The organism is Pantoea sp. sgz302252 (assembly GCF_042610525.1).
In the GTDB taxonomy this organism is placed as follows: domain Bacteria; phylum Pseudomonadota; class Gammaproteobacteria; order Enterobacterales; family Enterobacteriaceae; genus Erwinia.
Genome location: NZ_JBHDVM010000003.1, coordinates 245,243 through 257,765, shown reverse-complemented (window position 1 = coordinate 257,765; position 12,523 = coordinate 245,243). Strand labels below are relative to the sequence as shown.

At 50.9% G+C, this 12,523-nt stretch carries 11 protein-coding genes; 5 read left to right on the top strand and 6 right to left on the bottom strand.

Annotated elements, in window-relative coordinates:
• Positions 1-12: 12 nt before the first annotated feature.
• Positions 13-675 (top strand): DedA family protein, encoded by a 663-nt coding sequence (locus ACETPC_RS07445; protein WP_380180155.1) that lies wholly within the window; start codon positions 13-15, stop codon positions 673-675.
• A gap of 166 nt (positions 676-841) precedes the next feature.
• Here the strand turns inward: ACETPC_RS07445 and ACETPC_RS07440 are convergent, their stop codons facing one another.
• Complete coding sequence (locus ACETPC_RS07440; RefSeq protein WP_380180153.1) at positions 842-1,744, bottom strand: AraC family transcriptional regulator N-terminal domain-containing protein; 903 nt, start codon at positions 1,742-1,744, stop codon at positions 842-844.
• 233 nt (positions 1,745-1,977) lie between these two features.
• On the opposite strand from ACETPC_RS07440, the gene dkgA reads away from it, so the two are divergent.
• Both dkgA and ACETPC_RS07430 read left to right on the top strand, forming a co-directional pair.
• Positions 1,978-2,802, top strand: a complete 825-nt coding sequence (dkgA, locus tag ACETPC_RS07435) for a 2,5-didehydrogluconate reductase DkgA (RefSeq protein ID WP_380180151.1) — start codon at positions 1,978-1,980, stop codon at positions 2,800-2,802.
• Positions 2,803-3,218: 416 nt separating this feature from the next.
• Complete coding sequence (locus tag ACETPC_RS07430) at positions 3,219-3,491, top strand: YdgH/BhsA/McbA-like domain containing protein (protein WP_380180149.1); 273 nt, start codon at positions 3,219-3,221, stop codon at positions 3,489-3,491.
• A 111-nt stretch (positions 3,492-3,602) separates the two neighbouring features.
• Here ACETPC_RS07430 and ftsP read toward each other — a convergent pair whose 3' ends face one another.
• The 3 genes from ftsP to parC form a co-directional block, all read right to left on the bottom strand.
• Positions 3,603-5,021: a cell division protein FtsP gene (gene ftsP, locus ACETPC_RS07425; RefSeq protein WP_380180147.1), complete on the bottom strand. Its 1,419-nt coding sequence runs from the start codon at positions 5,019-5,021 to the stop codon at positions 3,603-3,605.
• Positions 5,022-5,109: 88 nt separating this feature from the next.
• Positions 5,110-5,847 (bottom strand): 1-acylglycerol-3-phosphate O-acyltransferase, encoded by a 738-nt coding sequence (locus ACETPC_RS07420; protein ID WP_380180145.1) that lies wholly within the window; start codon positions 5,845-5,847, stop codon positions 5,110-5,112.
• A 130-nt stretch (positions 5,848-5,977) separates the two neighbouring features.
• A complete protein-coding gene (gene parC, locus ACETPC_RS07415) occupies positions 5,978-8,251 on the bottom strand; it encodes a DNA topoisomerase IV subunit A (RefSeq protein WP_380180143.1) in 2,274 nt (757 codons plus the stop codon).
• Positions 8,252-8,479: 228 nt separating this feature from the next.
• On the opposite strand from parC, the gene ACETPC_RS07410 reads away from it, so the two are divergent.
• Both ACETPC_RS07410 and ACETPC_RS07405 read left to right on the top strand, forming a co-directional pair.
• Entirely contained in the window at positions 8,480-9,058 is a 579-nt protein-coding gene (locus tag ACETPC_RS07410) for an NAD(P)H-dependent oxidoreductase (RefSeq protein WP_380180141.1), read from the top strand.
• 32 nt (positions 9,059-9,090) lie between these two features.
• Positions 9,091-9,399 carry a putative quinol monooxygenase gene (locus ACETPC_RS07405; protein WP_380180139.1) on the top strand — a complete coding sequence of 103 codons (309 nt, stop codon included), beginning with the start codon at positions 9,091-9,093 and terminating at the stop codon, positions 9,397-9,399.
• Between the two features lie 244 nt (positions 9,400-9,643).
• Here ACETPC_RS07405 and ACETPC_RS07400 read toward each other — a convergent pair whose 3' ends face one another.
• Positions 9,644-10,243, bottom strand: a complete 600-nt coding sequence (locus tag ACETPC_RS07400) for a hypothetical protein (protein ID WP_380180137.1) — start codon at positions 10,241-10,243, stop codon at positions 9,644-9,646.
• 401 nt (positions 10,244-10,644) lie between these two features.
• Entirely contained in the window at positions 10,645-12,093 is a 1,449-nt protein-coding gene (locus tag ACETPC_RS07395) for a hypothetical protein (protein WP_380180135.1), read from the bottom strand.
• Between the last annotated feature and the right edge of the window lie 430 nt (positions 12,094-12,523).

The following is a 12,523-nucleotide window of genomic DNA, read 5'->3' as shown; positions in this document are numbered from 1 at the left end:
ACAGGATAAAAAATGGCGGTACTCCATGAGATTGTGCAGGCGCTCTGGCATCAGGATTTTGCCGCCCTGGCCAATCCCGATGTTATCTGGGTAGTTTATGGGATCATGTTTGTGACGCTGCTGCTGGAAAACGGCCTGCTTCCCGCTGCGTTTTTGCCTGGCGATAGTCTGCTGCTGCTGGCCGGTGCCATGATCGCCAAAGGCGTGATGGGGTTCGTTCCAACCCTGGCTATTTTGACGCTGGCGGCCAGCCTGGGCTGCTGGCTTAGCTATCTGCAGGGGCGCTGGCTGGGCAATACCAGACTGGTGAGAAGCTGGCTGATGCATCTGCCCGCGCAGTACCATCAGCGCGCCTGGAGCCTGTTTCATCGCCACGGCCTGATGGCGCTGCTGGTTGGCCGCTTTCTGGCCTTTGTACGCACGCTGCTGCCGACTATGGCCGGTATTTCAGGTCTGACCCATACCCGCTTTCAGTTTTTTAACTGGATTAGCGGCCTGCTGTGGGTCGGCATTTTGATTTCGCTGGGCTATGCGATAAGCCAGGTGCCCTTTATCAAGCGCCATGAAGATCAGGTGATGTCTATCCTGATGATCCTGCCGTTGGCGCTGCTCTGTATCGGGCTCTTCGGTAGCCTTGCGCTGCTTGTTAAGCGTAAAAAAGCTCAGGGCCGTTAATCGGCCCTCAGACTGCTGAACCTGAAGCGATGGAGGGCCTGTGGCGCACTACGGGCCATGAACGGCCCGTACTGAGCTGTCATGGAAGACGTTTTTTGCGTCTTTGCGGAAGACACAGGCCCTCCTGAGCCTGCACCGGCATATTTTGTCATCAATCTCAGGGCCGTTAATCGGCCCTTTCCGCCTGGCGCATTCTGCCCATTTCCTCGCCTGGCGTGACCCCGAAGTAGCGTTTGAACTCGCGTGAAAACTGCGAGGCGCTTTCATAACCGACCCGCATCGCCGCCGCGCTGGCTTTCAGGCCTTCATGCAGCATCAGCATGCGCGCCTGATGCAGCCGATAGCTTTTCAGGTATTGCAGCGGCGAGGTGCTGGTCACCGCTTTAAAGTTGTGATGGAAAGCAGAGACGCTCATATTGACCTCGGCCGCCAGCAGCTCCACGCTCAGGCTATCCGTATAATTCCGTTCGATGCGCCGCAGCGCGCGGGCTATCTGGCTGAACTGCGTCTGGCGGCTGACCAGCGCCATCAGCGCGCCGCCGCACGGCCCTGACAATACGTGATAAAGGATCTCCCGCACTATTTGCGGCCCCAGCACGCGCGCATCACGCGGATTTTGCATCGCATCCAGTAAACGCTCCGCTGCGCATAACATCGGTTCAGTTAGTGGCGAGGAGTGAATACCGCGAGTTTGCGGCTGCGGATGAAAGCTGTCGTCTTCGCCGATATCGATTAGCAAATCCTGCAATTTAACCGGATCGACGTTAAGCAGCAGTCCTGCCAGCGGCTCTTCCGGCGTGGCAAAAGTCTCACATTCCACTGATAACGGCACGGTAAGCATCAGATATTCCGTGGCGTCATAGTGAAATACGCTGTTGCCCAGGTAGCCAGTTTTTCTGCCCTGGAACAGGATAACGATACCGGATGAATAGAGCACCGGCGTGCGTCCGCTGGGCTGGCTGGCGTAAATAAGACGGATATCCGGCAGTAGCGCCTGAACGTCGTTTTTTGAATCAATAAGTTGTATTACCTGACGCGCAAGCCGGGCACACAGCAGATTGCGATCCATGAAGTTTACCTGAAAAAATGTACTGGGAGCATGATGCCGAAGCCAATACCGATCGTCCAGCGCTCTGGAGGATCGGGCAAGAAGAAAGCAGAAACAGGCATGGCCTGCGGGCATGAGCAGCGGTTTATTAATCCTAATTGCGTAAAAGGGTCAGAAATCTCAACTAAACTAAGGCCAGCTATCTTACTTAACGGCGCAGAGGCGTCGGCACAACAGCTGCAAAGGAGAGAACCATGGCAGAGCAACCCATAATCAAGCTTCACGACGGCAATATGATGCCCCAGCTCGGCCTGGGTGTCTGGCAGGCAAGCATTGATGAAGCGCGCCAGGCTGCGCTGAAAGCGCTTGAGGTAGGCTATCGTTCTATTGATACCGCCGCCATCTATAAGAACGAAGAGGGTATTGGTCAGGCTTTACAGGAAACTTCGGTAGCGCGTGATGATATTTTTGTTACCACCAAACTGTGGAATGATGACCAGCTAAATGCGCCGCAGGCGCTGGAAACCAGCCTGAAGAAGCTACAGCTGGAAAGCGTGGATCTCTATCTGATGCACTGGCCTTGCCCGGCGAAAGATAATTATGTCGAAGCCTGGAAAGCGATGATCGAGCTGCAAAAGCAGGGGCTGACCAAAAGCATTGGCGTCTGTAATTTCCAGGAAGCGCACCTGAAGCGCCTGATGGATGAAACCGGCGTGCGTCCGGTGATCAACCAGGTTGAGCTGCATCCTATGCTGCAACAGCGTACGCTGCACGCCTGGAACGCTATGCACCAGATTCAGACCGAGTCCTGGAGCCCGCTGGCGCAGGGCGGCAAAGGCGTATTCGATCAGGCTGTGATCAAAGAGCTGGCGAAGAAATATGGCAAGACGCCGGCACAGATCGTGATTCGCTGGCATCTGGACAGCGGCCTGGTAGTGATCCCGAAATCGGTAACGCCTTCGCGTATTGAAGAGAACTTTAAAGTCTTTGATTTCCGTCTGGAAAAACCGGAAATCAGCGAGATCGCCGCGCTGGATGCCGGTAACCGTCTGGGGCCTAATCCGGACGAGCTGAACTAGCCCGCCGAGGGAAACTAAAAATCTGCGCGCCGGGTCTGAGATCCGGCGCGCTTTTTATCTTATTACAGCGCTAAACCTTGTCCGAAAGATAAATCGTTTTTATCCTGGCCTTCTTTAAGATAAACATCTAATAAACCGTCCGCATAATAAATTTCGAATAATGTTAATAATAAGCAGCCATTGAAAAAGCATCTTATCATTAAGAGATTTGAGAAACGCCAATAAATTCAGCAAGGTAAGATAATAATGATAACAGGTTTTTGCGCCATTATTAATAAGGCGTTTACCCCACCGCTTTAACAATAGGTTTTGCTAATCAAACAGCGCCTTTATTATTGTTAAGAGCAAAATTACATACAGAAGGAAATGAGTATACTGGCGCCGAAAACCTTCCTGATTTAAGCCAATGGAGAAGTATGATGAAAAAAATGGTTGCAGCCGCGCTGCTGTTGCTGATGACGGGTTCCGCCTTCGCCGCGCAGATCGTGCCGCGCAGCGAGCTGAATAATTATGTCCAGAAAGAGCGCATCTCGATTTCCAACGTGATGGGCGGAAAATCTAAAGCGCTGGAAGCGCTGCGCGCAGAAGTGGATAAAAAAGGCGGCGAATATATGTATATTACTTCGCTTGACCGTCCTGGCGATTCCAGCCACTGGCGCGGCACCGCTATCGTGCTGGAAAAGAAATAACCGTCCGTAAATAGGCTCGTTTTACCGGGCTATTTTTATCCGAACAGCAGTTCACTCTCTTTTCTGCTGTTCGGAATTCCCTGCCCTGGGTCGCCCTTATTCTGTTTGCCTTTACTGTAACGCAGGCTGCACCTGAAGCTGCCCTGCCGTGCCGCGATCGGCCATTTCCAACGTCTGGCTATAATAGACAAACGGGAAGTGATCGGATGAAGCCTGAGTAAAGGAAACAAACAGCTCCACGCTGCCGTCTACCCAAACTGTATCCTTCCAGCCCCGGTCTTCCGCCATCGGCTGCGCGCCGTTAACGTTTTTAATCAGGAACATGACGCCCTGAATATGGAACGCCTGCGGCATATCCGCATGAATAATCCAGCGCTCAAAACTGCCCTGCTGCGCCTGCACGTCGATACGCCCCATATCCCACAGCGCGCCGTTGATGCCCGGCTGCGCATCGCCCAGGCGGAACTCACGCGTGCGGCTGACGCTGCCTTCGATCAGCTGATCGGCCAGCAGGCGCATCGGCAAGGTATCGGTAACCAGCGGCAACAGGCCGGTGGGTCGCAGCGTCAGCACCAGCGTGGAGGTCAGGATGCTGGAAGGTTCAAACAATCCGCGCAGCCTGTCGACGATGCCAGCCGCCTGGCCCGCCGTGATCGAGACTTCGTCGCCCTGACTCATATCCACCAGAATTTCCCGGCGCTCGCCCGGTGCCAGAGAGAGCTGCTGCACGGCAACAGGAGCGGGCAGAAATCCCTGATCGCTGGCGATAACGTTAAAGGGCCGGTTATCGCTCATGCTGAGCTGGTAACAACGGGAGTTGGAGGCGTTAAGTAACCGGAGGCGCACCCAGCCTCGTGAGACTTCGACATAAGGATTTTGCGTGCCGTTTACCAGCAGCGTATCGCCAACAAAGCCACCGCTGGCGGGCGGGCTATAGTCCGGCGAACCGAAGTTATCGATGCGCTTGTCCTGAATAATCAGCGGAAAGTCGTCCACGCCGTAGTGATTCGGCAGCGGCAGTTTTTTACTGACCTCATCCTCAATCAGCCACATGCCCGCCAGACCGTTATAGACGTGCGGCGCCATACGGTTGGGCGTATTGGCGTGATACCAGCAGGTTGCGGCGGCCTGGCGAACCGGGATCACCGGCGCCCAGTCGACGCCCGGCGACATCATCCTTGCCGCGCCGCCAGCCAGCGCGCCCGGCACCTGAAGTCCGCTTACGGTCATGGCTACCGGTTCGTTCAGGCGATTGCTGTAGATAAGCTTTACGTCATCGCCGCTCCAGACTTTTACCGTCGGCCCCAGATAAAGCCCGTTAACGCCCCAGACCTGCGCTTTGCTGCCGCCGGTAAACGACCAGTGGCTGCGCTGTAACGTTAAAAAAATGGGCTGTCCGCGACGGGATTCGATTAACGGCGGCACGGGCAAAGGATTGCCAGGCCCGGCGGCGCGCACGCTGACGGGCAGCGCGCTGGCGCACAGCGCTATGCCTGATGCCTGAATAAACTGACGTCGACTGAAGGACATAAAAACTCCGTAACCCAAAATGCGGCCCAGCAGGCCGCTATCCGTTTTTTATGATGGTTTGCCGTGCGCCGACCGTTAACCGATCGGATTACTTTTTGCCTGCGGCTTCCCGCGCGGCGACTTCCGCATTCAGCTCGGCCAGCTTGTCCGCCATCAGCTCGCGGCAGTGGGTCGCCAGCTTACGAACAGACTGATCGGCGAAGGCCGAGGTGTCGACCGGCGGCAGCATCTCTACAATAACCAGGCCGTTATGCAGACGGTTTAGTTTAACTTTGTCATGCGTATTGCTGACCACGATCGGGATAATCGGCACGCCAGCCGCCATTGCGGCATGAAAAGCGCCGGTTTTGAACGGCAGCAGCCCGCGTCCACGGCTACGCGTTCCTTCCGGGAACATCCAGAAGGAAATTTTCTTTTTCCTGAACTGCTCAACCAGCTCATTGATGGTGCCATGCGCTTTAGTGCGGTTGTCGCGATCGATCAGCAGATTGCCGGTCAGCCAGTAGAGCACGCCGAAGAAAGGGATCCACAACAGGCTTTTTTTCCCTACCGTAACCGTGGTCGGCTGCACGGCTTTTGCCGCCGTGATCATATCGTAATTGTTCTGGTGGTTCGCGATATAAATTGCGTTGGGATAGCTGTCCGCGTCCTGCGGCTTACGGACTTCCACCTTAAGGCCGAACACCGATGAGAGTCGGCCAAACATATGACCAAAAGTGGCGACATGACGTGGATTACGCGGGCTGAACAGACACCAGATGCAGCCAAATACGCAGACCAGGATTGAATAGAGGATCGTTATCACGACCCGTAGAATTATCAGCATCACATCCTCATTTTTGCTGGGCTGTGGCAGTAGATCCACCGCCACACGTTACGCTTCACCCGGCGCGCCGGATGAAGTCTCTCCTTAAATCAGCAGTCTATTCTGCTTTCTGTCGGGCGCCGTGGCCGACTTACTCTTCGCTATTGTCAGCTTCCGGACGCGCTGGCGCGTCTACTTCGACACGGTCGATACGCTGTAGCCCACGCGGCAGCAGCGTGCCACGGCGTCCACGTTCGGCACGGAACTTCTGCAAATCTTCCGGCTTCAGCGTCAGCTTGCGTTTGCCCACGTGTAGCGTAATCGACGTTTGCGGCGACAGCAGCAGCAGCCAGGCCAGTTTATCCTCGCCGGATGCCGCCTCCGCTGACGGAATCGATACGATCTTGTTGCCTTTGCCTTTGGAGAGCTGCGGCAGATCGCCTACCGGGAACATCAGCATCCTGCCCGCTGCGGTAATCGCCAGCAGCATATCATCCTCATGGTGGATTGCCTGCGGCGTCATCACTTTGGCATTCTGCGGCAGCGTCAGCAGCGCTTTACCGGCGCGGTTGCGGGAAACCAGATCGCTGAAGGTACAGACGAAGCCGTAGCCTGCATCCGAGGCCAGCAGCAGCTTCTGGTCGTCTGCCTCCATCAATACCTGCTCCACTATTGCGCCTGGCGGCGGCGTTAGCTTGCCGGTCAGCGGCTCGCCCTGGCCGCGCGCAGAAGGCAGCGTGACCGGATCCAGCGTGTAGCTGCGCCCGGTGGAGTCGATAAAGGTCACTGGCTGATTGCTCTTACCGCGCGCCGAGGCCCGATAGCTGTCGCCCGCTTTGTAGCTCAGGCCGCCCGGATCGATATCATGACCTTTGGCGCTACGCACCCAGCCCATTTGCGACAGGACTATAGTGACCGGCTCGGAAGGCACCAGCTCGTTTTCGCTGATGGCTTTAGCTTCTTCACGCTCGCGCAGCGGCGAACGGCGGTCGTCGCTGTAGGCTTCGCTATCCGCCTGCAGCTCTTTTTTCAGCAGGGTATTCATTTTACGTTCGGATGCCAGAATCCCCTGTAAACGATCGCGCTCTTTCTCCAGTTCGTCCTGCTCGCCGCGAATTTTCATCTCTTCCAGTTTGGCGAGGTGGCGTAATTTCAGCTCGAGGATCGCTTCCGCCTGGGTTTCGCTGATGCCGAAGCGTGCAATCAACACCTGTTTCGGCTCGTCTTCGCTACGGATGATATGAATAACATCATCGATATTCAGGAAAGCGATCAATAAACCTTCCAGGATGTGCAGGCGCTTCAGCACTTTTTCCAGGCGGTAATTAAGACGGCGGCGCACGGTATCGCGACGGTAGACCAGCCATTCACTGATGATTTCCAGCAGGTTTTTTACCGCCGGACGGTTGTCCAGCCCGATCATATTCAGGTTGATACGGTAGCTTTTTTCCAGGTCGGTAGTGGCGAACAGGTGGTTCATTACCTGTTCCATATCTACGCGATTGGAGCGCGGCACTATCACCAGACGCGTTGGGCTTTCATGATCTGATTCGTCGCGCAGATCCTCCACCATCGGCAGCTTTTTGTTACGCATTTGCGCAGCGATCTGCTCCAGCACGCGCGCGCCGGAAACCTGGTGCGGTAGCGCGGTGATCACTACGTCGCCGTCTTCTTTTTTCCAGACTGCGCGCATGCGTACGGAACCACGGCCGTTCTGATAGATTTTACGGATCTCGGCGCGCGGAGTAATAATTTCCGCTTCCGTTGGATAATCCGGCCCCTGAACGATATCCAGCAGCTCATCCAGCGTGGTTTTCGGCGAGTCGATCAGCTTAATAGCGGCGTTTGCCACCTCGCGCAGGTTGTGCGGCGGAATATCTGTTGCCATACCAACCGCGATACCGGTAGTGCCGTTGAGCAAGATATTCGGCAGGCGCGCAGGCAGCATCGCTGGCTCCTGCATGGTGCCATCAAAGTTCGGTACGTAATCTACCGTGCCCTGGCCCAGCTCGCTTAACAGCAGCTCGGCGTATTTCGACAGGCGCGATTCGGTATAACGCATTGCCGCAAAGGATTTCGGGTCGTCCGGCGCGCCCCAGTTCCCCTGGCCGTCCACCAGCGGATAGCGATAGGAGAAAGGCTGCGCCATCAGCACCATAGCTTCATAACAGGCGCTGTCGCCGTGAGGGTGATATTTACCCAGCACGTCGCCTACGGTACGGGCCGACTTTTTAAATTTAGCGCTGTTGTTCAGGCCCAGTTCCGACATCGCATAGACGATGCGGCGCTGTACCGGCTTCAGGCCATCGCCGATATACGGAAGCGCACGATCCATGATGACGTACATGGAATAGTTGAGATAGGCCTCTTCCGTAAACTTATGCAGAGCGCGACGCTCTGCCCCTTCCTGAGTCAAATCGCTCATTACTTTTTCTTCCTCACATCATGGCGTCACGGACACGCCACATCGGGGCCGTTTGGCGGGGATAGTACCTTATCCGGGCCGCTTCTGTCACAGAGAACCGTGACGGCAAAGCGTTTCTTTTCTGGCGCTATTATTGCGCCTGGAGCAAAAGTATTGTGATCGCCTGTTTATTTTTCCGCACCGCTTTCGCACGTAAACTGGCGGCAGTTTTGAATACTGGAGAGCAGCATGCACATTTTTATTATTGACGCCGGTAAAACCTTTGCCCATTCCAAAGGCGAGCTGAATCACACTTTGACTGAAGTCGCCGCCACTTTCCTGCGCGATGCCGGTCACCAGGTCGATGTTACCGTGGTAGATGAAGGCTACGTAGTCGCCGATGAGATCCAGAAATATCTGGCGGCCGACGCGGTGATTTATCAAATGCCGGGCTGGTGGATGGGCGAGCCGTGGATTTTGAAAAAGTATATCGACGAAGTCTTTACCGAAGGCCACGGCATGCTCTACGCCAGCGACGGCCGTACCCGTTCCGATGCTTCGAAGAAGTATGGCTCGGGCGGGCTGGTTCAGGGGAAAAAATATATGCTTTCCCTGACCTGGAACGCGCCGCTGGAAGCCTTTACCGATCCGGAGCAGTTCTTTGAAGGCGTGGGCGTTGACGGTCTCTATCTGCATTTCCATAAGGCTAACCAGTTCCTGGGGATGGAAGCGCTACCGACATTTATCTGTAATGATGTGATTAAGCAGCCCGACATTCCGCGTGATATTGAGCGCTATCGGACTCATCTGAGCGAAATCTTTGCTTAACTGATAAGACGTTTATCTCATAAGGAAAGACCATGCTCACCGTTATTGCTGAAATTTGTGTCAGGCCTGGCCGCCGTAACGCGGTTATGCAGGCGATAGAAAAAGTGATACCAACGGTGCTGGAGGAAGAAGGCTGCGGCAGCTACCGCATGCTGGTCGATCATCAGGCTCAGGTCCCCTGGAAGCAGAATTCGCCCGACTCGGTGTTTATGGTTGAGCAGTGGGATTCCCTGCGGCACCTTGAGCAGCATCAGCAGGCGGCGCATATGGAGCAGCACCGCAGCTATATTAAAGATGACGTGCTGGACGTGCGGATATTTGTGCTGGAACCGGCTCGCTAACGGTTAGGGATGGTAGCCAGCGCTGCCGTCCAGTTTGCTTCTGCAAGAGACAGTTTGCTCTTAAGAAGTATTTATTATGGATGGAACAAACGGTGATACTTTTTGCGGGCAAATTCCTTATTACTTAAACCTTTGTTGGCGGTTTACTCCTGGTATTACTGCTGCTGGTTAGTGCGGTGGCGGAGGTCAGGATCCTGCCGTAATTTTACTGAATTTGCCGACCGTTTGTTCCCTCGTTCACCGGCTACTGCAAATATTTTTTGGGGGCATGTGCCGAATAAGCTAAATAATGTCTGCTTTTTGTTGATGACATAGCGTCCTCGGGAGTTGACAAAGTTTCCGGAATAGATCTTTGTACTATCTCTGCATTTACTTTAATCAGATCGCTATCAGGTTGCAGATCGGCATATATCATTTCATCAACAGGCTGCCGTGTGTCCAGTGAGCTTCTTCCTGGCAAAATAGCCGTCTCTGGAAAAAATATATTTTTTGCCGTATATAAAGCCAGGGCAGCAGCGCTTGTCCCTAAAAGCAATAATGACTTTTGTTTGTTTGACAGACATTTTTTATTGCTGCTTTCAATTTGTGAAACATCGGTATTATCTTTCTCCCGAAGAGGAGACATTTCATCTTCCCCAGGTACAACGAGTTCGAAATTGCTGATATGGTCAGACTGGTTTACCTTTGAAAAAGGTTTCAGACCAGAGGAAACGCTGATTTCCTGTGGCGACATAGAAACGGACGAAAGTTGACGGCTGAAACTCTTCCCGGGTGAAGCAGCGGCAGTTTCGTGACTGACCGGGATCGAGATATACACTGAAGATGAGTTAACAGAATTTACCATTGTTTATCCTTTTTTTAGGTATATTAAGGCTGACTGAAAAGATATCTATTCCTGAGAGAAAATTGTAAAGATAAAAATTACCCATGTTATCGCGATAACTTTTATAAGTTGCTCAAATACTTTATCGATAAAGTAATAAAAGCATTCGTTACTGGTTACTATACTGCATCATAGCTTACGGCTTCGGGGTCGAAGATTAATGTTTTATAAAAGATGGCCGATAAAACTGGTCGTTCGGCAGAGCGTTTCAATATACCATCGTCACAGACGATACCTGACTACTGTCTGGAATGTTTATTTTATAGCCAACTCTGTTTGCGTCTTTATTCTCTGTAAATCTTTCCACTTTAGTAATAACCCAGACTATCTGTTATTTACATAAAAATGGCAGATGTAAATTACTATTTATCCCTTCCTTCTTTAGGAGAACCTGTACGCAGATGGTGGATACATGCTGAAATATCATGTATACTGTTCACAATCCTTCTTCGCTTACTCTCTATGCCCTCTCCCCCATTAAAATAATCAACCAGGGGAGAATAAAACTTCTGTTCTTGTGAAATTTTATCGTTCCAATCCTTAAGAATAAGGTTGATACCAAATAAGCTTTTTAATTGTATATTCCTGGCTTTGGGTTTGATATCCTTATTCAAGGAGTTTTCTGTAATATATTTCTTTAGATCATGGATCGCGTTTTCCAGTTCAGCAAGTCGCTCTCTCCGTTCGCTGCTTCGTATAATATTATTCACCGCCTGATATTTCTTACTTACTTCTGCATCCGTTTTTTTAGCAAAAATATAGTCATCAATTAAATCATTAATTTCATAAAGTTTCTCATTCAGTTCGGCAAGTGGCGGCATGGGCATGTTCAGTTCCCAGGATTTATCAGAAATATCAAACCGGCTTCCTACTTCCTCTTGCAACATTTTTCTATGATTTAAAACATAGTCGTTCAGGTTTTTTATTTTTTGCTTATGCGCATGAGCCGACTCAATAGACCCGCCCTCTTTGTTAAGGTGGCGATCGATATTATAACCCAGCAACTCAACCTCATGCATTATATTATTTACGTACTTAACTTCCCAGGCGGGATACCGCGTAAATATATCTATTTTTTCATATAGACAGCTTGCCTGCGTATCGATTAAATGATTTTTATTCTTTATGGAGTTTTCATTACTATTTATTTTATCACTAAGCTCATTTTTATCCACGGTGCTTTTCTTACCAGACGGTAATTTACTATTAATTTGGCCTGAATAAACCATGGAATGTATATCGTTCAAATTTATTTTTGGATAATCTTCAGTAACCGGGATGATTGTTGGCCGTATTTGTTTATCATCTGGAGTATATTCTGAGCATTTGAGAGCTGCTAAAATTTGATCCAGAGAGTCGGTATAATTTTTGTCAGGCATGTGTATCAGGAAATTATCTGGCACCTTGTTATCATTGACAGCCGTGTGCGTTTTGTACGACTTTATGCCTGCTATTATACCTATAGAGGCTAACGCTCCCACTGTCCCCAGTGATGAATACATTAGTATTTTTTTCTTTGGGCTGCACTGATTTTTTATTACATGGAGATTTTTGTCAGGGGAGGAAGTTTTCTCACCTACCTTTATTTCTTGTAATTCATACTCTTTATCGTTATCATCTGGCTGATTGCTATCACACCAGGAGTATTTCACTCCAGAGAGAAACCCTGGCTTTGCAGTTGAGTTATTAACAGCAATCAAAGGTTCGCTAATATTATTAGCCAATCCACGTTTTATGTTTTTTTCATCGTCGTCAGTAAACTGTACAAACTCGGGTAACCTTACGATAGGTGAAGCAATAGAATACGGCACAAGCATCTCCTTCTAAAAATAAAGATAATGACAGAAAGCATTATCTAAGAAAATATAACCACAGTAAAAAATAGTCCTCAATCTTTCCAGGATATATGGATATGAATCTTCATTGCCCACCTCTTATTTGGCGGTGTTATCCATGGAGAAAGCCTCCCGGTTAAAATTAAGCACTATCCGATCCAAAAAATTTGTTATAGTAGCTTTCCTTTTATTACCTATTTACAAAACTAATTGTGATGATAAGTAATATCAAAAAAATAAACTTTCATAAATTGCTCATTTTTTCTTAAGGTTATTTAAAAGAAGATCATAAATTAATTTTCATTTTTAAATATCAGGAAAATGCCTTTCTTTTTTCATCCTTATCTGGACGAACGTCTGTTTCCATCCCTCAGCATTGCCGTTTTCGTATGGCGCAAGCGACCGT

What these genes read in the sequence shown, in the direction of transcription:
- ACETPC_RS07430 (WP_380180149.1), top strand. Translation starts at nt 3,219, where the DNA reads ATGATGAAAAAAATGGTTGCAGCCGCGCTGCTGTTGCTGATGACGGGT.
- ACETPC_RS07410 (WP_380180141.1), top strand. Translation starts at nt 8,480, where the DNA reads ATGCACATTTTTATTATTGACGCCGGTAAAACCTTTGCCCATTCCAAA.
- ACETPC_RS07420 (WP_380180145.1), bottom strand. Translation starts at nt 5,847, where the DNA reads ATGCTGATAATTCTACGGGTCGTGATAACGATCCTCTATTCAATCCTG.
- ACETPC_RS07405 (WP_380180139.1), top strand. Translation starts at nt 9,091, where the DNA reads ATGCTCACCGTTATTGCTGAAATTTGTGTCAGGCCTGGCCGCCGTAAC.
- parC (WP_380180143.1), bottom strand. Translation starts at nt 8,251, where the DNA reads ATGAGCGATTTGACTCAGGAAGGGGCAGAGCGTCGCGCTCTGCATAAG.
- ACETPC_RS07445 (WP_380180155.1), top strand. Translation starts at nt 13, where the DNA reads ATGGCGGTACTCCATGAGATTGTGCAGGCGCTCTGGCATCAGGATTTT.
- ACETPC_RS07400 (WP_380180137.1), bottom strand. Translation starts at nt 10,243, where the DNA reads ATGGTAAATTCTGTTAACTCATCTTCAGTGTATATCTCGATCCCGGTC.
- dkgA (WP_380180151.1), top strand. Translation starts at nt 1,978, where the DNA reads ATGGCAGAGCAACCCATAATCAAGCTTCACGACGGCAATATGATGCCC.
- ftsP (WP_380180147.1), bottom strand. Translation starts at nt 5,021, where the DNA reads ATGTCCTTCAGTCGACGTCAGTTTATTCAGGCATCAGGCATAGCGCTG.
- ACETPC_RS07440 (WP_380180153.1), bottom strand. Translation starts at nt 1,744, where the DNA reads ATGGATCGCAATCTGCTGTGTGCCCGGCTTGCGCGTCAGGTAATACAA.